Raw genomic sequence first — 21,322 nt, forward strand, 5'->3', positions numbered from 1 at the left:
TTAGTAAATCGGCACTTAAGCCGTTTGGTATTCATTATATTTTCACACGTGACAGTGTGATAAGGCGGACTTCGGCGCGTTCTTCTGGGGTCAGCCCTTCAGTTCGTTCTTTGGCTATCAAATAGTCAAAACGCTCATCAAGCGCGCTGTTAAATAGATGGTTTAAAGCATCTTTAAATGTCTTTTCCGCTATTTCCTCTATTTCTATATCGTTCCAAGTTGCCAGTTTTTCAAGTTGATTCGCAAATTTATTATCACGATACAGCTCAAGCAACTGCCCAGTCGTCATTCCGGGGTTGGATTGGCAAACATCGACCAATTCCTGAAATAGAGAAAGCCCCGGCATTTGAATATGGGCGATCCCCTCTAATGAGGGAACGGATTCCGAAAAACTCGGATTCTGCACCAACAAAGCGATTAAAATTCGCATTGTGGTTGGTTTTAATTTTGGTGCTTGGTAACTGACCGGTTCAGCATTCTCTCTATCAATCATAGCAAGAACCTGAGAAATATCAGGTATACCGATAAAATTTCCCAATTCTTGTGCCATATAGAGGCGCAATGTTTCACCAGGTATTTGTTTTATCAAAGGGATGGCAAGTTTACTAAATTTTGCTCTCCCTTCTTGTGTCTTTAAATCAACCTGTGGTACGAGTGAGTCGAACAGAAATGACGATAATGTTTGCGCGTCATTCATTCGTAATTCAAATGCCTCTTTACCTTCTTTGCGGACTAAAGAGTCAGGATCTTCACCATCAGGTAAAAACATAAATCGTAACTGGCGGCCATCAGTCAAATAAGGCAGTGCTGTTTCAAGTGCACGCCACGCTGCTTCTCTTCCTGCTCGGTCACCGTCATAACAACAAATAACAGTATCTGTTGAACGATAGAGCAATTGAATATGCTCAGACGTTGTCGAGGTACCGAGTGATGCAACCGCATAACGGATGCCATATTGGGCTAACGCCACGACATCCATATAGCCTTCAACAACCAGTAACTTATTAAGTTCATTACTGTGTTGTGTCGCCTCATAGAGACCAAATAATTGACGGCCTTTATGAAAGATATCGGTTTCGGGCGAGTTTAAATATTTAGGTAACGCATCACCTAAAACTCGGCCACCAAAAGCAATAACACGACCACGACGATCACGAATTGGGAACATGACTCGTTCCCTGAATCGGTCATAAGTACGGCCATTATCATTGGTCACTAACATGCCTGCATCATCAAGCTGTTTGCGACTTTCTGGGTTTACAGCAAATTTTTTGAGCAAATTATCCCACCCCGCTGGGGCAAAACCTATCGAAAAATGCTCAATAATGTCAGCTGTTAAACCACGTTGGCTTAAATAATCTTTAGCTTTAGTTGCCGATGGATGACTTAAGGCAGCGTGGTAAAAATGGTTTATTTTCTCCATCAATTGGTACAAATTTTGCCGTTGATGAAGTTCGATTTGGCTTGCGCCTGTTCCTGTTTCATAAGGAACATCAAGGCCATGTAAAGCAGAAAGTTCTTCGATGGCTTCGACAAAGTCGAGTTTGTCGTAATTCATCAAAAAGTCGATCGCATTACCATGTGCACCACAGCCAAAACAGTAATAAAACTGCCTTTCACTATTTACGGTGAAAGAAGGTGTTTTTTCGTTATGGAACGGACAGCACGCGTGATGATTTTTACCCTGTTTTTTTAACGGGACTTTTGCATCGACTAAATCGATGATGTCGGTTCTCGCTAACAAATCATTGATAAATGAACGCGGGATTCGTCCAGCCATAAGCCTCTTTTTCGCCTGTTGATGAACGATAATAAGCCGCGCTTCCCTCAGGAAAGCACGGCCTTTAACTGCTAACTAATACTGCCTGCTATGGTTGCGGTGGCTACCGCGCCCAAATTAGTACAGACGAGTACGGCGTGCGTTTTCGCGAGCCAGTTTCTTAGCGTGACGCTTAACAGCAGATGCTTTAGCGCGTTTACGCTCAGTCGTTGGTTTTTCATAGAATTCACGACGACGTACTTCAGCTAAGACTCCTGCTTTTTCGCAGGAACGTTTGAAACGACGCAGTGCAACGTCGAATGGCTCGTTTTCACGTACTTTAATTACCGGCATGTGCCTCTCACCTCAATAGAAATCGGGTTGTTGCTGGCTTTATTCAACCAGCCGTCATTTAAAATGGTGCGGAATTTTACTTCAATGAGTACGGGTTTGTAAAGTGCCGTATAAAATTGAAACACACAAGATTACCAGTTCGTTGTTTTATTTGATGAAAAAAACAGCGAAGTAGGGTAATAATGAAATTAGCCACACGAAATTTATTACAGGGTAGTGATTATAGACTATACAACAGGAAAAGTCAGCCTTTTGGCATCATAAATTATACGATAGATTGAATTTAATGGTAGACTTTGCCTTATGCAATAAACAAGGGTAGTGCAATGCGCGTTTTAGGTATCGAAACATCCTGCGATGAAACCGGAATCGCAATCTATGATGATAAGGCCGGTCTATTAGCTAACCAATTATACAGTCAGATAAAAGTCCATGCTGACTACGGTGGGGTGGTCCCTGAACTGGCTTCTCGCGATCACATTCGTAAAACGGTTCCACTGATTCAAGCTGCGCTCAAACAAGCCAACCTGACAAGTGCCGACATCGATGCTGTCGCTTATACAGCAGGCCCAGGGCTTGTTGGAGCATTAATGGTTGGTGCGACAGTGGGACGCTCGCTCGCGTTTGCATGGGGCGTGCCAGCAGTTGCTGTTCATCATATGGAAGGGCATTTACTCGCTCCTATGCTTGAAGAGAAAAGCCCTGAATTTCCATTCGTTGCTTTGCTCGTTTCGGGGGGACACACCCAGTTAATTAGCGTAACGGGTATTGGTGAGTATGAATTACTTGGTGAGTCGATTGATGACGCAGCGGGCGAAGCATTTGATAAAACAGCAAAACTATTAGGGCTAGATTATCCGGGTGGTCCAGCGTTATCACGTATGGCGCAGCAAGGTACGCAAGGGCGCTTTGTTTTTCCACGGCCAATGACCGATCGCCCGGGACTGGATTTTAGTTTTTCAGGCTTAAAAACATTCGCAGCAAATACCATTCGAGAAAATGCAGACGATGAGCAAACACGTGCGGATATTGCCCGTGCTTTTGAAGATGCGGTTGTCGATACGTTAGCAATAAAATGTAAGCGTGCACTTGAGAAAACAGGCTTTAAACGCTTAGTGATGGCGGGCGGGGTTAGCGCAAATCGCACATTACGCGCCAAAATGGAAGAGGTGTTGAAACAACGCGGCGGTGAAGCATTTTATGCACGCCCTGAGTTTTGTACCGATAATGGTGCCATGATCGCATTAGCTGGGCTAATTCGTTTAAAAGGTGGCACAACAACGGGATTAGGTATCACAGTTCGTCCTCGTTGGCCGTTGGCAGAATTACCTCCGTTAGTGGAAAGTGATCAATAAGCCATCCGGATTGATTAAGAAAAATCAACGGCGACATTAGGTATTATGGTGAGTCACCGTTGATTTTTTACTGTGTTATTTCCCTTCTGTTTTTAATCAAAAATAGCGTTTTTATGACGCTAATTCATTGATGATTAATGTAAAATAACAATGGCATCATCAAGTCGTATGGCATGTTTTTGGACGATTTCTGATGCGTTGGCACTTTGTTCTACCAAAATGGTATTTTTCTGAGCGATCGACTCAAGTTCAAATACCGCTTGAGTGATTTCTGTCAGTCCAGCGGCTTGTTCAGAGGTTGCATGGCTGATGTGATTAATTAATTGGGTCACATTTTGTACTTGATTGACCACGTCTTGTAATGTGTCTCCGGTGGTATGAACATGAAGTTTGCCGGAGTGCACTTTATTCTCACAGTCATCAATAAGATCTCGGATATCATTAACCGCGCTGGCACTGCGACTGGCTAGACTACGCACTTCATCGGCGACAACGGCAAAGCCTTTTCCTTGCTCTCCGGCTCGGGCCGCTTCAACCGCGGCATTGAGTGCCAAAATATTGGTTTGAAAAGCGATGGTTTTTATCACATCGGTTATGGCGTTGATTTTGCTGGTACTGTGAACGATCTCATCCATGGTGTGTACCACGTTTTTCATGGCTTCTGCCGCATGTAACGCGGTATCACTGGTTTCGCTGGACAGTTTATCTGCTCGAATTGTATTTTCAGCATTCATTTGTACTGAAACGGATATTTGGTTCATTGCAGCAACGGTTTGTTGTACATAGCCAACGGTTTTTTGCGTGTGTTGCTCAAGCTCATCACAGTCTTTTACTAATAATTCACTTTCTTGATGTACATTGCCAATTTGGCAAGACACATCATTGGTTAGCCAACGACAGACTAATCCTAACTGGCCAATAGAGCGTAACATCATGCCAATTTCATCAACACGATGTAGAGGATTGATGCTATGTTTCTGACCTCTAGCAACATCAAGTGCTTGTTTGGCTACATTTTCAATAGGTTTGGCAATCATCTGTTCAAGTAAGAAATTACCGGTGCCCAGTATGATTAAAGCGAGCAGTGTCGTGAGAAAAAGAGCAGAGCCTTGCAGGCTTGATAACGCAGCCAAGCTTATCCACGTTGTTAATAATAGCAGCATGAGTCCGCGAATTCGCCAGCGTATTGACAGGGCGGGGTATTGGCTAAACCAATACGACGTCAGCACCAATCCTTTATGAAGTTTGCGATGACGATGACCTTCATTTAATGATTGATAGAGTGGCTCAGCCACGGCAATTTCCTCGCGTGAAGCCTTAGTGCGAATTGACATGTAACCCGTCATCACGCCTTCTCTCACCATCGGACAAATATTGGCTCTCACCCAATAGTGGTCACCATTTTTACGGCGGTTTTTCACTATCCCCGTCCAGGGTTCGCCATTTTTTAACGTGTTCCACATGTCGGCAAATGCCGCTTTAGGCATATCGGGGTGGCGGATGATATTGTGAGGCTGATGCATGAGTTCAGAAAGTGAATAACCACTAACTTTTATAAAGTCATCGTTTGCGTGTGTGATATTTCCCTCTAAGTCGCTAGTGGTCATGAGGGTGGTATCGTCTTCTAGTTGATATTCGTTTTGTGTAATAAAAGGAATGCTCGTCATAAGTACACCATTATAATTGTTGAGTTTCTCAATGGTATATTTCGACTTATTTCAAATTATCATTAGGCATTATTTAGAATTATTTGAAGTTTATCTTATTTTTTTCGCAATATGCCTTAAGTTTGGTACAGAGTTTGGTTAAATACAGTGAGATGTGAAAAAAAGGCTGTTATTACAGCCTTTTAATATTAATCCTCTTGTTCTTGCTCTTTTGCTTCTTGGGCTATCTCTTTCGCCGTTTTTTTCTTTTTATTTTTTAGTTTTTGCCAAATCCGACTTTCTTGGCCTCGCCATAGTCGTTGGATATTACCATGGTGACGTACCAAGATAAGACACGAGAGCATCGCAACGGGAAAGGTGAATTCTGGCTTAAACCACCACACGTAAAAGGGGGCAAGTAGGGCACCAACAATAGCGCCTAATGATGAATAACCACTGAGAAGCACAGTCAGCAGCCAAGTACCAGCGATGACTCCAGAGAGATCCCAACCGATAGCCGCAATAGAACCGAATGCTGTCGCGACGCCTTTTCCTCCTTTAAAACGGAAGAAAACGGGATAAATATGCCCAAGGCAAGCTGCAATTGCGACAAAGCCAAGATAGAATGGTGGAACTTTTAAATAGTAAGCCAACCAAACGGGTATCATCCCTTTGAGGATGTCGCAAATGAGGACACCAGCAGCAGCTAATTTACCGCCGACACGCAAAACGTTTGTTGCTCCGGGGTTACCTGAGCCATGTTGACGAGGATCGGGTAATCTTGCCAATCGGCAGATCAGTATAGCACTCGAAACTGAGCCACAAAGGTAGGCAAAGATTATCATGCCAAGCGCGGTTGCACTCATAGCTAACTCCAAAACAGTTAGTGTAAAGACTCTGAATAATTCGAGTTGCAGCTAGGCGACAAGTTAATGAGCCGCTTAGAGCAATATCGGTCTGTGACTCGTGCAAAATGCGCGTAGTCAACAATGCTACAACTTGAAGTATAACGAGCGTAGATTCACAATTTATTTCACTTCTTGGATAATACGCACATTTTCCAAGAAGTGGTATCAATTCAGCACATAAACGAGAAAATGACGTGATGGATATCGTATTTATTGAACAATTATCAGTCATCACCACTATTGGTGTATATGACTGGGAACAAGAAATTGAGCAGAAACTGGTGCTCGATATCGAAATGGGATGGGATAACAAACGAGCATCAAGGAGCGATAAAGTAAAAGATTGTCTCGATTACGCGCAAATTAGCCAAGCCATCATAACTCATGTTAGCAAAAATAAATTTGGCTTAGTAGAGAGAGTTGCTGAAGAGGTGGCTCAACTTTTATTAAATGACTTTTGTAGTCCTTGGGTGCGCATTAAAGTCGCTAAACCCGGTGCCGTTGCCCGCGCTAAAAGTGTCGGTGTAGTGATTGAAAGAGGCACTAAAAGGGCTTAACTCCTGTCATTGGCGGTCAACTACCGCCAATGATTATGGATGAAGTGATAAGGTGGTTTGTTGTTGTCGCCACTGTTCTACATGTGCAATACGTTGACGAGTGAGTTCTTCGCGGATTTGTGGCCCTTGAAAGCCTTGCTCGATAATAGGTTTAACACTGACTGTTTGCGCGGTGGCAAAGGCTTGGCGCAGGAATTCTCCTTGTGGGTAAGCTTGCTGTTCAAGGCCAGCTCGTCCACGTGCGTCAGCCTCACTGATTAGGCTTAACTGAATAATTCGTTCAGGTTTACGCCAACTATCCAATCCATCAAACAATTGAATGAGTTCTGTCGCGCTTAGCCTATTAATCACATGGATTTTGTCATGAAAACGGGCACTGAGTCGTGCCAGCTCTCTAGCACTATTGGGAACTTTCAATCGATCGCATAAATTATCTATCAGCGCGACACCTGCTTCACCATGATTAGGGTGGCTAGGCCAAAGATGTTTTGGTGTGAGTGCCTTACCGACATCATGGCAGAGTACAGAGAAGAGAATGTCGACGTCAGAGCTGAGTTCTGCTGCCATACCTAATGCCATGAGAGTGTGGATACCCGTATCAATTTCAGGGTGCCACTTGGCTGGAGCTGGAATACCAAACAGATTATCAATTTCAGGGAACAGAACCGCAAGGGCACCGCATTGACGCAATACTTCAAAGTAGACCTGTGGCGAGTTTGACCTCAGCGCTTTTTCAGTTTCGGCCCAAACACGCTCTGCGGTGAGATGTGTTAGCTCACCGGATGCGGTCATGGTTTGCATCAACGTCATGGTTTCAGGCGCGATCTGAAACCCCAGTGCTGAGAAACGTGCGGCAAAACGTGCAACACGCAGTATACGTAGTGGATCTTCAGCAAAGGCATCGGAAACGTGGCGTAGAATACGTGCGTTGAGGTCATCTACCCCATGATAGGGGTCAGTGAGTTGGCCTTGGTCATCTTTAGCGATGGCATTAATGGTGAGGTCGCGACGTAAAAGGTCATCCTCAATAGTGACATCTGGCGCTGAATAGCAACTAAATCCAGTATAGCCAGAACCTGTTTTACGTTCTGTTCTGGCTAAAGCATACTCTTCATGCGTTTTCGGATGCAGAAATACAGGGAAGTCCTTTCCCACCTGTTGAAAACCTTGTGCCAACATCTCATCGGGTGTTGACCCGACTACCACATAGTCTCTATCGGAGACTGGAAGCCCAAGCAATTCATCGCGAACGGCTCCGCCCACCAGATATATTTTCATCATTAACGTGTTAGCTCATCCAACGGTCATTACGTTTTTTACGGCGTGGAATAATATGTGGCAAGATCAGACCAAAAATAAGCCCAGCACCTGCAACACCACCACCATACATAAACCATTGTAGTATAAGTTCACGACGGCGATCATCCAGATTGACCTCGGCAATTTCTAATTTCTTACCTGATTTGATCAATTCGTTTTTCAGTTTTTCATTTTCTGCTTTCAGCTGATTGACGATTTTATCGTTATCAGCGACGCGTTGTTGCATATCAGCGGTTCGGGTATTCCAAGTGCTATCAATGTTTTCGAGTTGCTGGCGTAATTTTTGATTTTCGGCTTCTAACTCAGGAATACGAACTTTCATACTGGGGGTGTCACTAAGTTGGTTTTCTGGCAGCCATACTGTGCGCCCGCGTTCGTCTTTGACTTGAGCGAAATTACCATCCGTTGAAATCAATTCAACACTTTCACCCGCATTGAGCGTACCAACAATGCGGTATTTCGTTCCTGGTCCACTATGCACATAAGTTGATAAGTCGTCAGAAATATAGCGTTTTTCAGCCGCAAAGGTGCTGACTGATAGGCTTAGCCCCATGATTGAAAGGAGTAATAATGGTATTTTTCGCATAATCGTATTTACTTTCTATTCTTTATGGTGAATGAATGCGGCATATGTGTGTAGATCTACTTTACATAATTCGAGATACAGCGTGTCGATAAGTGTTTAACTCATGCTACAACTTGAAGTACGACGAGTATAGATACTAAAGAGTTAAGTTTGCGTGTGCAAATGTAAAACCAGAATGGGAACTATCCTAACTCACTATATAGCGTATAATTCCTTGCATTTCTTGACACAAATATCTGGAATAAATAGAGACGATAGAATTTTTGGTTTCAGTGCGCTTTATTTTCTCACTCTACGCTGATTGGGGTAATATGATGTCAGAGATATTATCAATTAAGGAAATGTATGAGCCACATCGAAGTTGAACTTAAATTGGCTGCTCAAACTGCCGCAATAGAGCCAGTACGCCAATTTTTATCGACGCTTGCCCACCAACATATTGAGCCTAAGAAACTGACTAACATTTATTTCGATAGCGAAGATCGCTTGCTCCGTCAATGGGATATGGGCTTACGTATTCGTGGTTGTGATGGTCATTATGAAATGACGATAAAAACCGCGGGTCAAGTTATCGGCGGATTACATCAACGTCCTGAATATAATGTGGACATTGATGTACCAGAATTGAATTTAGCTGCTTTTCCTACCGAAATTTGGCCGGAAGGAACGGATACGCAACAGTTACAATCTCAATTACACATTCTGTTTAGTACGCATTTTATGCGTGAAAAGTGGTTGGTAACATTTGAAGACAGTGAAATTGAAATTGTTTTTGACCAAGGAGAGATCTCCGCTGGAGCCCGTGAACTGCCTATTCAAGAATTTGAGTTGGAACTCAAACAAGGTTTTGTTGCTGACGTACTGAATTTAGCAAAAAAGTTAGCAGATATTGACGGCCTACGCCTGTCTTCCGCCTCGAAAGCGGCTAGAGGATACTCTTTGATGCAAACCGAAGAGGCTCCACTGCAACAGCCTGAAACGATATTCGATTATGAACAGCTGCCAATAGAGCAAGCGTTGTTGCATATACAGCAGTTATGCCAACAGCATGAGGCTTATTGGCTGGCAGATGAAACCGCAGCTCGTGAAGGGTTTGATGTATTTTTGCGTTTTGTCCAAGCATTCTTAGTCCACTATCGCAATTCTGCACCACAGTTTATCCAAGATATCCCATTAGACCAGCTTAGAGCCGACCTCGCAGATGAAAGCTTAAGTGCGGAAGCCTTTTGCTACAGCAGTCGTTGGTTAAAATGTAAGCTAGCCTTTACGCAATGGCTAATTGCTTTGAAGTATACTGATATTCATTAAGGTGTTGATATGCATCCTTTCCCTGAATTATTACATCGCCAACGTCAACACGTTCTCGCACGTTTAGCGGATCAGCAAAGTGAATTGTTGCCATTGAACGATGAAGAAATGACGGTCTTAAGCTTCAGTGATTTTGTGTTAAAGCAGGTGTTATCCCACTCTCGCTTTTTGCAAAATATCCGTCAATCCAAGCCAAAGCCTGATGAATGGCAACATTACACATCTTGGTTGGCCGAGGATCTTGCATCGGTTGTCGATGAAGAGCATTTGATGCGGGTGTTACGAATATTTCGTCACCAAATGTTAGTCAGGGCTGCTTGGATGCAGACATTAAATGTCAGCACTGAGAATGAAACATTACAACAATTGAGCCAGCTAGCCGAAACGTTGATCGTTGCAGCAAGGGATTGGCTATATCAGCAATATTGTCAATCATGGGGCACGCCTAGCGATAGTGAAGGAAATCCACAGCCATTATTAGTTTTAGGCATGGGAAAACTGGGGGGTGGGGAGCTTAATTTTTCTTCTGATATCGATTTGATTTTTGCTTATCCCGAAAATGGCGTGACCCGTGGGGGACGCAAAGAACTCGATAATGCGCAATTTTTTACCCGTTTAGGACAAAAATTGATCCGCGTACTCGACCAAGTCACTGTTGATGGTTTTGTTTATCGTGTTGATATGCGTTTACGTCCATTCGGCGATAGTGGGCCTTTGGTTTTCAGTTTCTCCGCTTTAGAAGATTACTATCAAGAACAGGGGCGTGATTGGGAACGTTACGCCATGGTCAAAGCCCGTATTATGGGGCCAGATAGCCTACATTATACAGATACTTTGCGTCGGCTACTGCGGCCTTTTGTTTATCGTCGCTATATTGATTTTAGTGTGATTCAATCGCTACGTAATATGAAAAATATGATTGAGCGAGAAGTCAGACGCCGTGGCTTGGTTGATAACATTAAACTTGGCGCAGGCGGTATTCGAGAAATTGAATTTATTACCCAAGTGTTCCAATTAATTCGTGGTGGGCGTGAACCCGCATTGCAGTCTCAATCATTATTATTAGCGATGAAAGGTATCCGTGAGCTTGGGTTGCTTCCTGATGAGCAAGTAGAGCAACTAGAGGATAGCTATTTATTTTTGCGACGCATTGAAAACTTATTACAAAGTATTGATGACCAACAGACCCAAACGCTTCCTGATGATGCGCTTAATCAAACGCGTTTGGCGTGGGGAATGGGGTTTGAGTGCTGGAATGATTTCTATCAAGCGCTAATGCAAAGAATGGCGATGGTTCATCATGTTTTTACTGAGCAAATTGGTCAGGATGACGAAGACGATAATCAAGATACGTTCGATGAAATTTATATCACACTGTGGCAAGGCGAGTTGTCTAAAGACGAACTCGCGCCTTATTTGCCTTCTCAAGATGAAGAGATAGCACAGAAAATCATCCATGGCATTTTGATGTTCCGCCATGATCTCAATAAACGCACTATAGGCCCTCGAGGGCGAGACGTCCTTGATGAGTTAATGCCAAAATTGTTGGCAAAAGTTGGGGAAAGGGCAGATGCGGGGCAAGTCATTGAGCGCTTAACACCCTTGCTATTGAGTATTGTTAGTCGAACAACTTACTTAGAGTTGATACTTGAATTTGATGAAGTGCTTACGCATGTTATTCGTTTATGTGCGGCATCTCCGATGATAGCAGAGCAACTTGCTCGCCACCCTTTATTGCTCGATGAATTACTTGATCCTAAATCCCTTTACCAACCATTACCTTTAACCTCATATCGTGATGAATTGCGTCAATATTTAATGCGCGTGCCTGAAGATGATGAAGAGCAACAACTAGAGGCTTTAAGGCAATTTAAGCAAGCGCAATTATTGCGTATCGCAGCGGAAGACATTACGGGTGTTTTGCCTGTTATGAAAGTGAGTGATCACTTAACGTATTTGGCTGAGGCGATTATTGATGCTGTTGTCCGCCAAGCTTGGCAAAAAATGGTCAAACGCTATGGCGAGCCTGCGCACCTAGCCCAAGAAGAAAATAAGCAATATGGTTTCGCAGTATTAGGTTATGGAAAATTGGGGGGATGGGAGCTTGGTTACAGTTCTGATTTAGATTTAGTGTTTTTATTTGATTGTCCTATGGGCGTTGTGACGAACGGCGACCGTTCTATCGATGCCAGACAATTTTATTTGCGTGTCGCCCAACGCATTATTCATTTGTTTAGCACTCGTACTGCCTCAGGAGTGCTGTATGAAGTGGATGCACGTTTAAGGCCATCAGGTGAGTCAGGCATGTTAGTCAGCACTATTGAAGCCTTTGATGATTATCAAAAAAATGAAGCTTGGACATGGGAGCATCAAGCTTTAATTCGTGCTCGAATGGTTTTTGGTGATGCCAAACTGCAACAAGAATTTCATCGAATTCGTCATGAAACCTTATGTATGCCACAAGAGGCAGAAACGTTGCGTCAACAAGTACGTGATATGCGGCTAAAAATGCATCAGCATTTAGGGAGTCATCAACAGGATCAGTTTGATTTAAAAGCCGATCCCGGTGGAATTACCGATATTGAATTTATCGCACAATATCTCGTTTTACGCTATGCATCTGAGAATCCCACATTAACGCGTTGGTCGGATAATGTCCGTATTTTTGAGTTGATGGTACAAAATCATTTAATGGCCGCGGATGAAGCGAATGCCCTCACTCAAGCCTATGTCACCATGCGTGATGAACTGCATCATCTTGCTTTACAGTCGTTGCCTAGCCGTGTTGATATCAGCCGGTTTGTTGCTGAACGGGAACAGGTGCTAGCAAGTTGGGCAAAATGGTTGGGGGTAGGTGAACAGCGTGATTAACGCGAACTATTGCTTTGTGATAATATCGCATTAATTAATGATAGCTTCCTTTTGAAAACTGGAGTTTTGGGATGAAAGTGATACTCCCTGATTATAAACAAGCAGGCGTACTTGTTGTTGGTGATGTCATGCTAGATCGTTATTGGCATGGTCCAGCAAGTCGTATTTCACCAGAAGCACCGGTTCCGGTGGTTAAAGTCAACATGGTTGAAGAGCGTCCTGGTGGTGCTGCAAACGTTGCAATGAATATTGCTTCATTAGGGGCGCAATCTTATCTTGTCGGCTTAACGGGTGTCGATGATGCGGCTAAAGCCCTAACTGACAGCTTGCATGCCGTTAAAGTACGTTGTGACTTTGTGCCTATCCCAACACATCCCACGATCACAAAATTACGCGTTTTATCACGTAATCAACAATTGCTACGCCTTGATTTTGAGGAAGGCTTTGAAAATGTTGATGTACAACCAATGCTGGAACGCATTGAGCAAGCCTTACCTAATATCGGAGCGTTAGTGCTCTCTGATTATGCGAAAGGAGCGCTCTCTCAAGTACAGAAAATGATCGCGTTGGCAAATAATGCGGGTGTTCCTGTGCTGATCGACCCGAAAGGAAACGATTTTGAACGCTATCGTGGTGCAACGCTGTTGACACCAAATATGTCTGAATTTGAAGCGATCGTCGGTCGCTGTCGTGATAATCAAGATGTTGAAGAGAAGGGAATGCATCTTTTGCAATCTCTCGATTTAACTGCATTATTGATCACGCGCTCTGAGCAAGGTATGAGTCTGATCCGCCGTAATGAACCCCCATTACATTTACCGACTGAGGCGCAAGAAGTTTATGATGTGACAGGAGCTGGGGATACTGTTATTGGTGTATTAGCCGCATCTATCGCGTCAGGTCGTCCATTACATGAAGCTTGTGCATTAGCGAATGCCGCTGCTGGCGTGGTGGTCGGCAAATTGGGAACTTCGACTGTCTCGCCAATCGAACTCGAAAATGCAATCCGCGGGCGTGCTGATAATGGTTTTGGCGTTATGGATGAAAACCAATTAAAACAGGCCGTAGCAAATGCGAGGCAGCGTGGCGAACGTGTTGTGATGACCAATGGCTGCTTTGATATTCTGCATGCAGGGCACGTATCTTATCTCGCGAATGCGCGTAAGCTTGGCGATAGGCTTATAGTGGCCGTTAACAGTGATGCATCGACACGCCGTTTAAAAGGGGAAACTCGTCCGGTTAATCCATTGGAACAGCGTATGATCGTGCTCGGCGCGCTAGAGTCGGTTGATTGGGTGGTTCCTTTTGAAGAGGACACACCACAACGCTTAATCAGTGAAGTTCTTCCTGATGTACTGGTTAAAGGTGGCGATTATCGTCCTGAAGAGATTGCGGGGAGTGAAGAAGTTTGGGCAGCGGGTGGTGAAGTTAAAGTCCTGAATTTTGAAGATGGTATTTCGACCACTAATATCATAAAAAATATAATGAAAAGTAGCTAAGACCCCTTAAATATCCATGAGATAAGGCCTGTGATAGGAAAATTCACAGGTCTTACAGAAAATGATTAATGTTCTGACGGTTTCTCTTCAAGCGCTTTTGTATCGTTAAAACGTTCTTCTAACGCTTTTACACGCTGTTCCATTTGCGCTAATTTTTCGCGAGTACGCAGCAACACTTGAGTTTGAATATCAAACTCTTCACGGCTAACCAGATCAAGCTTGCCAAGCTGTGATTGCAGCAGTGAGCGTAGTTTCTTATCAAAGTCTTCACCCAGATCACGGACACCTTTTGGTAAAGCGCCTTGAATTTGACGGGCTACTTGTTCAATTTTTTTCGGATCGAGCATTCGCGGGTCCTTAAGTTTTAAAAGATCAATTTGCCGATAGTGTAATACTAGAATGCTTTGTAATAAAGCCCATATACCTACCGAACATGAAGTTAGGCTAACGATATCGCAAGTTAAGCTAACCCTTGATACCTTTTCGTTTCTGTATTCACTCATTTTAACAAGTTCATGCCCAATTTGTTATTAAGCATTGAGCTATCTTGTTAGCGCCTTATTTTTTATTGATTTTTTTGACTTAAAATGTGAGTTGAATGCCAAATTTAGGCTTGCCCGTTGCACGTTATAATTATTGGCGCTATATTGGGGACGCTTATCTCAGGGCGGGGTGGAAGTCCCCACCGGCGGTAACATGCTTATGCATGAAGCCCGCGAGCGCTTTATCATCGATTAGGGTAAAGGTCAGCAGATCCAGTGTGAATCTGGAGCCGACGGTTATAGTCCGGATGGGAGAGAATAACGGTATTAGCATCATTGTGCTGTTAGGCACTGTATTGCTTTTCATATCTGAATATGCAGAAAGCACGTTTACGGCTATTGTGTTTATTCAGTTCTCGTACTCCTAAGACTGCCCTGATTCTGGTAACTAATAAATTATCACTTAAGAGGTTTTTACCATGAATCAGACGCTACTTTCCGAATTCGGTAATCCAATCGAACGTGTTGAACGTGCTATTGAAGCATTGCGCCAAGGTCAAGGCGTACTCGTACTTGACGATGAAGATCGTGAAAACGAAGGTGACCTTGTTTTTGCTGCTGAGACGATGACACCAGAACAAATGGCAATGACAATCCGTTATAGCAGCGGCATTGTTTGTCTATGCATTACTGAAGAACGTCGTAAGCAGCTTGAATTACCAATGATGGTTCAAAATAATACGAGCCAAAATAACACCGCTTTTACGGTTACGATTGAAGCCGCAAAAGGAGTCACGACAGGGGTTTCAGCCGCCGATCGTATTACCACTATTCGTGCCGCTATCGCTGACAATGCAGTGCCTGCGGATCTTCACCACCCAGGTCACGTATTTCCATTACGTGGTCGTGATGGCGGTGTTCTCGTACGTCGTGGTCATACCGAAGCAAGTATCGACCTTGCAACATTAGCCGGCTTTAAACCTGCGGGCGTATTGTGTGAATTGACGAATGATGATGGCACGATGGCGCGCGCTCCAGAAGTTGTCGCTTTCGCAAGAGAGCACAACCTGACGGTATTGACCATTGAAGATTTAGTTGCATATCGCTTACAAGTCGAAAAGAAAGCAAGCTAAATCAGATAACATACAGAAACGTTTAGCCTATAAGATGAAAGCCACAAAGTTGCACACCTTTGTGGCTTTTTCAATTTATTTGATGAAGATAGTCAAGCCTACCTTACTGTCATTCACCCTAAAACTGAGTATTCTGGCAATAGAATTCGTAAGATGGAGCATGAAATATCATGTCAACGAACAGAATGCCAGCTCTTTTCATTGGTCATGGCAGCCCAATGAATGCCGTGTCAGATAATCCTTATACTCAGGCATGGGAAGCTCTCGGTCGCTCTTTACCTAAACCTAAAGCGATATTGATGGTATCGGCGCACTGGTATACTCGCGGAACTGCTGTCACTGCGATGGCTCAACCAAAAACAATACATGATTTTGGCGGTTTTCCTGAGGCGTTATACCAAGTGCAATACTCTGCCTCCGGCTCCCCAGAACTCGCTCAACAAGTTGCAAATTTATTAGCCCCATTACCCGTTTATTTAGATAACCATGAATGGGGGTTAGACCATGGTACATGGGAGATCCTTGTTCGTATGTACCCTCAGGCAGATATCCCTGTTGTACAACTCAGTATAGATGGCACAAAACCTGCCGCTTGGCACTTAGAAATAGGGCGTAAATTGGCTTTATTAAGGGAGCAGGGCGTGATGATTATGGGCAGCGGAAATGTGGTACATAATTTACGTGAAATGGATTGGCAAAATGCAGCGGCTAAGCCTTATCCTTGGGCGCGTACATTTGAACAATTTGTGATTGAGCACTTAGGAAGCAAGCAGTCACCTCATCCTTTAACACAGGCTCTTGAAAGAGAAGATGGTCAGCGTTCAAATCCATCACCTGAACATTTTTTACCTTTGCTGTATGTTATTGGTTGCTGGGATGGTAAAGAACCGATATCAACACCGACAGAAGGCATTGTATCTGGTTCATTGAGTATGCTATCGGTGCAGATAGGCGAATAAAATGGATAATCGTTATTTTATTCTGGTTGCGAGATAAATAATTATTGTGTGTTTTATCGTGGCCATGAAAGTCAACGGCATGCATTCACATGCCGTTGATGAATCAATCAATGATAACGTGAGGATAGAAACGAGAAAGATCTTGAGTGATTAGCTCTTTATCTTCACGAATACAAATCCCAGCAGGTTGATCATTAACCAGCCAACTCCCCACTAAGGTATAGTTACCTTCAAATTGTGGTAATGGATGGAATTGTTGGATGATCATTCCTTCCTCACCGTAGGGGCCATCCGCTGATGCGATTTCTTTACCGTTTTCAATAACACGGATATTCGCACCTTCGCGAGAGAATAATGGTTTTACCACATAGCTTTCTAATGCTGGCTGATTACCATCGGCAAAGTAGGCAGGTAGTAAATTAGGATGATCAGGGAACATCTCCCATAACATAGGCAATAATGCTTTATTGGAAATAATGCTTTTCCATGCAGGTTCTAACCAACGTACACCAGCATCTTCCAATTTGGTTGAGAACATCTCTCTAAGCATAAATTCCCATGGATACAGTTTGAACAGATTACTAATGATCTGATCTTGTGTATCCGTAAATTCACCGCGTTCACCTAAACCGATTTCATCCATATAGAGAAATTCAGTTGCCACACCAGCTTCATGAGCACAGTCTTGTAGGTACTGCACGGTACCGCGATCTTCTTCGGTATCACGGCAGCACGCCATATGTAACAGGCGGAAACCATGTTGATCTTTAAGCTGGGTGAAGCGTTCGATCAATTGTTCTTGAATGCTATTAAACTGATCAGCACCTTCAGGTAAGTTACCTGCCTCTAATTGATCTTCTAGCCAAATCCATTGGAAAAATGCCGACTCGTATAATGAAGTTGGAGTATCAGCATTATTTTCCAGCAGTTTAGGTGGGTTAACACCATCGTAAGCTAGGTCAAGACGCGAATAGAGAGAGGGTTGGCTCGTTTTCCATGAATGGCGTACGAAGCCCCAGCAATGTTTTGGAATTTGAAAACGGGTGAGTAACTCGTCGCTTTCAATAACACGCTCAACCACCTTCAAACACATTTGGTGTAGTTCAGCCGTCACTTCTTCAATTTCGTCAATCTGCGCCATTGAAAATTGGTAATAAGCATCTTCAGACCAGTATGGTTCGCCATACATAGTGTGAAAACCAAAACCAAATTCAGCTGCTTTTTCGCGCCAATCAGGGCGCTCAATAATTGGAACTCGTTTCATTACTTATCAACCACCCATTGAACGGGAAGATGAAGAAGATTTAGAAGACGACGACTTCTGAGCCATTGCTTGTTTATTTACTGTATCGCCAAATCCACCACGCGTGATAGTTGATGTGGTTGGTGGCTTAGGTGCCATTGCGGTTTTTGGTACGCTGATCGAACGGCCACCGGCAACCGCTGGGCCATAGCTTTTACCTGTCGCATCAACAAATTTTCCGTTTGCTGGGCTAGCTGGGTTTTTAGAACTGAATAATGGTTGAGAAGGTGCACCTCCGCCCATCATACGGCCCATCATATAACCCATCATAAGAGGCATCCACATGCTACCTGAGCTGCTTTGTGCTTGAGCGGTTTGTTCCCCATTCCCTGTGTTCGTGGGTGAAAAACTTGCTTGTGCTGGTGCTTGGGTACACATAGCTTCACCAAATTCAGCAATACAATCTTCTTGAGTCGCATACTTAGGGGCGGTCTTCGCTGCTTCTTGTAATGCATTGTTATAGGCTAGTGTGCATTGCTCCGCCTGAGAAGGGTTAGCTTGGCTACAATCTTGTGCGTTAGTATACAAAGAAACAGTTTCATCACTTTCTTCACAAGCAGAAAGCATAAATACAGCACTGACAGCGATAGCAACAGGTGCTAAACGATATGAACGCCAAGACTTACGAAATGCGTCTTGATTGATATTCTTGGTACGCTTCATGGTCATGGTAATTACCCTGAATTAAGAGTGAGTAAGATGTTAGTTTTGTTAACACTAGGATAGGGGAAATACGCTGAAAATTAAAGCAGAAATACCAATGAAATGAGATTTAATGATAAATTTTGCAAATTCATGGGGACAAGTGATACGTAACACGAGAATTTTCTGAAAAAACAGCGTTATTTTTGTTGGATTTCAATAAATTGTATTTTATTTATTTGTTGATGTATCACCTAATATTTATTATCAATATTCATGATTTCTGGCTAAGAAAGGCATAATAAGGCGATGTTAGATACATTTATAGGATAAAGGGAATATTTATATTAGTTTCTATGGTGACGATATGCTGTTGTAGGTTTTTTTGAGCCTTGAAAGTGTAGGTTTAAGTGATTGTTACCACAAAATCGAAGGGGCTTTATGGGGAAAGATGGCTAGCTTGCGACATAATGGGTGACTTACATACATAAGTGCACCCATTCATGTGAAAACGGACTATGGTCTTGGTGGTGTTTTCGCTTTAATTTTTTTCGGTGCTTTTTTCTTTTTCGGTGGCGGTATTGGTTTTTTGTTTTTATGTATTTTCATTGGTGATGCAGCCGCTTTTACCTCAGGGTGGTGATGCTGTGGTGCTGCTTGTACATTCACTGTTGGTAATATAAGTGTTGTGCATAAAGTAAGAAGAATAACTCTCTTCATAATATTTCCATCTGTTATCTCTTTATTCAGAAGCCAGCGTTATATCACTCTCTTATTTTTGATAAAAATGGCTTTGCACTCACTGACATAAACTCCATAATTTATACTTATTTTTTGTTTAATATATTGATTTTATTTATAAAACTATTCGCATAAGATTTATGAATAACCTTATTATTATGAGGTATTAAATAATAAAAAATAAATTAATAGCGTTGTTAGAGGTAAAAATGAGAAAGGAAGTTAGGCGAGGAATAATAAATCTGAGGGGGTCAGTTGATTGACCCCCTTTGCAACACATTACTTAATTTGTGGTGCTTCGATATTACGAATGATGCTGCTGGATGAGGTTGAAACCTCTTTTCCTAGGCTTGCATTCAAGCGAGCAATATCTTCTTCATTCAGTGTGCCACGTGCAAACTCAATGTTTAATTGATTAATCATATAATCATAACGTGCATTAGACAGGTTTTGTTTAGCCTGATAGAGGGCTGTCGTCGCGGTTAACACGTCAACGATAGTACGAGTTCCCACTTGGTAGCCAGCTTCCATCGCATCTAATGAACTTTGCGCCGAAACGACGACTTGTTTATATGCATTGATACTACTAATAGAAGATGACACGTTATTGTAAGAAGAACGGACTAACTGAATCACGTTACGATACACACTTTCAAGTTGTTCACTCGCACCTTGGAAACCATATTGTGCTTGTTCTACTTGTGAACTTACCGCCCCCCCACTATATAATGGTAGGCTTAATGTCAGGCCGATCGAGTTTTGTCCTGTGTAGCTATTACGGTCAAGACCTGTGTAATTACTACCGTGGTTATGGGTATTTGCCACACTGGTCGCCGCATCAAGATTAACGGTTGGCATATGGCCAGTTTCCGCTAAACGAATGTTCTCACGCGAAACGTCTTGCGCTAAGCGAGCACTTAGAAGGCTGAGGTTACGCTCTTCCGCTTCTTTTAGGATCGCTTCAACTTGATCTGGGTTTACCGTTTTGAAGCGGTCGATATTCAGTGATGCTAGCTGGTTATAATAGACGCCGCTGACTTGACGAAGTTTTTCAACCGCATTTTCTAAGTCATTACGACCAGCAACTTCTTGTGCTAATACGCTGTCATAGTTAGCACGGGCGTTTTGTACGTCAGTGATAGCAACTAAGCCAACATTAAAACGTTGAGTTGTTTGGTCTAATTGGCGGTAAACAGCTTCTTTATTTGCTTCAATATAGGATAAGGCATCAATCGCCTTTAATACGTTGAAATAAGCGGTCGCAGTATCCAAAATCAGCTGTTGTTGATTGGTTTGATACGTCACATCAGAGATACCAGCCGTTTTTTCTTGCACACTGAGTTGGCGCCATTTTGACATATCAAAGACGACTTGAGTCAGTTTTAAAGAGGCATTTAAACCATTGCTTTCAGTGTCTCTCGCATCTCGATAACCACTTCCATAAGTCATACCAGCACCTAAGCCTAATTGTGGTAACAATGGGCTACGAGCTTCATTAATCTTTTCGAAAGCTTGGTTGCGTTCTGCTAATGATTTTCTCAAATCAGGGTTGCTTTCTTTCGATTTTTGGTAAACCTGAAGTAGATCTTCTGCGTAGCTATTCGTACTGAGACCCACAAAACTCAATGCAATAAAAAGGGGAAGCAGTTTCTTCATTTGGATTCCTTGATTAAACAGCAAATAGGTGGAGTCTGTTACCTATATGCTCACCATACTTCAAGTTGCCGCGTTGTTGGCGACGCTCACTTGCGTGAGTCACATACCTCAGTATGCTTCTAGCGACTCGCTGACTTGTCGCCTAGCAGCATCTTGAATGATTTAGAGCATAGCCCATCTGAGATTAAGACGGATAAATAGGGCGATCACCGTAAACTAAATCATCAGCACTATAAACAAAAT

The 21,322-nt window shown here is 43.1% G+C and carries 18 protein-coding genes and 1 riboswitch; of the genes, 7 read left to right on the top strand and 11 right to left on the bottom strand.

What is annotated here, in order from left to right; genetic code table 11:
* Positions 1–34: 34 nt before the first annotated feature.
* On the bottom strand, positions 35–1,780 hold the full coding sequence (dnaG, locus tag O7C57_RS04050) for a DNA primase (protein WP_154624198.1): 1,746 nt from the start codon (positions 1,778–1,780) through the stop codon (positions 35–37).
* 117 nt (positions 1,781–1,897) lie between these two features.
* Complete coding sequence (gene rpsU / locus O7C57_RS04055; RefSeq protein ID WP_001144069.1) at positions 1,898–2,113, bottom strand: 30S ribosomal protein S21; 216 nt, start codon at positions 2,111–2,113, stop codon at positions 1,898–1,900.
* A gap of 326 nt (positions 2,114–2,439) precedes the next feature.
* Between rpsU and tsaD the strand changes: the two genes are divergently transcribed.
* On the top strand, positions 2,440–3,468 hold the full coding sequence (gene tsaD, locus O7C57_RS04060) for a tRNA (adenosine(37)-N6)-threonylcarbamoyltransferase complex transferase subunit TsaD (RefSeq protein ID WP_249999275.1): 1,029 nt from the start codon (positions 2,440–2,442) through the stop codon (positions 3,466–3,468).
* Positions 3,469–3,602: 134 nt separating this feature from the next.
* Here tsaD and O7C57_RS04065 read toward each other — a convergent pair whose 3' ends face one another.
* Both O7C57_RS04065 and plsY read right to left on the bottom strand, forming a co-directional pair.
* Positions 3,603–5,135 carry a methyl-accepting chemotaxis protein gene (locus O7C57_RS04065; protein ID WP_154624200.1) on the bottom strand — a complete coding sequence of 511 codons (1,533 nt, stop codon included), beginning with the start codon at positions 5,133–5,135 and terminating at the stop codon, positions 3,603–3,605.
* A 188-nt stretch (positions 5,136–5,323) separates the two neighbouring features.
* Positions 5,324–5,980, bottom strand: coding sequence for a glycerol-3-phosphate 1-O-acyltransferase PlsY (gene plsY, locus O7C57_RS04070; RefSeq protein WP_154624201.1), 657 nt, complete (start codon positions 5,978–5,980; stop codon positions 5,324–5,326).
* 239 nt (positions 5,981–6,219) lie between these two features.
* Between plsY and folB the strand changes: the two genes are divergently transcribed.
* Positions 6,220–6,579 (top strand): bifunctional dihydroneopterin aldolase/7,8-dihydroneopterin epimerase, encoded by a 360-nt coding sequence (gene folB / locus O7C57_RS04075; protein WP_154624212.1) that lies wholly within the window; start codon positions 6,220–6,222, stop codon positions 6,577–6,579.
* 33 nt (positions 6,580–6,612) lie between these two features.
* On the opposite strand, the gene O7C57_RS04080 is transcribed toward folB, so the two are convergent.
* Together O7C57_RS04080 and O7C57_RS04085 are read right to left on the bottom strand one after the other, a co-directional pair.
* A complete protein-coding gene (locus tag O7C57_RS04080) occupies positions 6,613–7,857 on the bottom strand; it encodes a multifunctional CCA addition/repair protein (protein ID WP_269723982.1) in 1,245 nt (414 codons plus the stop codon).
* 10 nt (positions 7,858–7,867) lie between these two features.
* Positions 7,868–8,485, bottom strand: a complete 618-nt coding sequence (locus O7C57_RS04085) for a TIGR04211 family SH3 domain-containing protein (RefSeq protein ID WP_154624202.1) — start codon at positions 8,483–8,485, stop codon at positions 7,868–7,870.
* A gap of 345 nt (positions 8,486–8,830) precedes the next feature.
* Between O7C57_RS04085 and O7C57_RS04090 the strand changes: the two genes are divergently transcribed.
* The 3 genes from O7C57_RS04090 (at position 8,831) to hldE (ending at position 14,163) form a co-directional block, all read left to right on the top strand.
* On the top strand, positions 8,831–9,793 hold the full coding sequence (locus O7C57_RS04090) for an inorganic triphosphatase (RefSeq protein WP_154624203.1): 963 nt from the start codon (positions 8,831–8,833) through the stop codon (positions 9,791–9,793).
* 9 nt (positions 9,794–9,802) lie between these two features.
* On the top strand, positions 9,803–12,664 hold the full coding sequence (gene glnE / locus O7C57_RS04095; RefSeq protein WP_269723658.1) for a bifunctional [glutamate--ammonia ligase]-adenylyl-L-tyrosine phosphorylase/[glutamate--ammonia-ligase] adenylyltransferase: 2,862 nt from the start codon (positions 9,803–9,805) through the stop codon (positions 12,662–12,664).
* Between the two features lie 71 nt (positions 12,665–12,735).
* Positions 12,736–14,163 (top strand): bifunctional D-glycero-beta-D-manno-heptose-7-phosphate kinase/D-glycero-beta-D-manno-heptose 1-phosphate adenylyltransferase HldE, encoded by a 1,428-nt coding sequence (gene hldE, locus O7C57_RS04100; RefSeq protein ID WP_154624205.1) that lies wholly within the window; start codon positions 12,736–12,738, stop codon positions 14,161–14,163.
* A 65-nt stretch (positions 14,164–14,228) separates the two neighbouring features.
* On the opposite strand, the gene ubiK is transcribed toward hldE, so the two are convergent.
* Positions 14,229–14,510, bottom strand: coding sequence for a ubiquinone biosynthesis accessory factor UbiK (ubiK, locus tag O7C57_RS04105; RefSeq protein ID WP_154624206.1), 282 nt, complete (start codon positions 14,508–14,510; stop codon positions 14,229–14,231).
* A gap of 308 nt (positions 14,511–14,818) precedes the next feature.
* Positions 14,819–14,969, top strand: a riboswitch (FMN riboswitch).
* A 155-nt stretch (positions 14,970–15,124) separates the two neighbouring features.
* Between ubiK and ribB the strand changes: the two genes are divergently transcribed.
* Together ribB and ygiD are read left to right on the top strand one after the other, a co-directional pair.
* Complete coding sequence (gene ribB, locus O7C57_RS04110; RefSeq protein WP_247046676.1) at positions 15,125–15,778, top strand: 3,4-dihydroxy-2-butanone-4-phosphate synthase; 654 nt, start codon at positions 15,125–15,127, stop codon at positions 15,776–15,778.
* A 170-nt stretch (positions 15,779–15,948) separates the two neighbouring features.
* Positions 15,949–16,737: a 4,5-DOPA dioxygenase extradiol gene (gene ygiD, locus O7C57_RS04115; protein ID WP_247046678.1), complete on the top strand. Its 789-nt coding sequence runs from the start codon at positions 15,949–15,951 to the stop codon at positions 16,735–16,737.
* 103 nt (positions 16,738–16,840) lie between these two features.
* Here ygiD and O7C57_RS04120 read toward each other — a convergent pair whose 3' ends face one another.
* The 4 genes from O7C57_RS04120 to tolC form a co-directional block, all read right to left on the bottom strand.
* Positions 16,841–18,001: a glutathionylspermidine synthase family protein gene (locus tag O7C57_RS04120; protein WP_154624209.1), complete on the bottom strand. Its 1,161-nt coding sequence runs from the start codon at positions 17,999–18,001 to the stop codon at positions 16,841–16,843.
* Positions 18,002–18,007: 6 nt separating this feature from the next.
* On the bottom strand, positions 18,008–18,709 hold the full coding sequence (locus O7C57_RS04125; protein WP_154624210.1) for a DUF1190 family protein: 702 nt from the start codon (positions 18,707–18,709) through the stop codon (positions 18,008–18,010).
* A 489-nt stretch (positions 18,710–19,198) separates the two neighbouring features.
* Positions 19,199–19,402: a hypothetical protein gene (locus tag O7C57_RS04130; RefSeq protein ID WP_154624211.1), complete on the bottom strand. Its 204-nt coding sequence runs from the start codon at positions 19,400–19,402 to the stop codon at positions 19,199–19,201.
* 300 nt (positions 19,403–19,702) lie between these two features.
* Complete coding sequence (gene tolC / locus O7C57_RS04135; protein ID WP_154623793.1) at positions 19,703–21,079, bottom strand: outer membrane channel protein TolC; 1,377 nt, start codon at positions 21,077–21,079, stop codon at positions 19,703–19,705.
* Positions 21,080–21,322 lie beyond the last annotated feature (243 nt).

The organism is Providencia sp. 21OH12SH02B-Prov, assembly GCF_027362595.1.
Classification (GTDB): Bacteria; Pseudomonadota; Gammaproteobacteria; order Enterobacterales; family Enterobacteriaceae; genus Providencia; species Providencia zhejiangensis.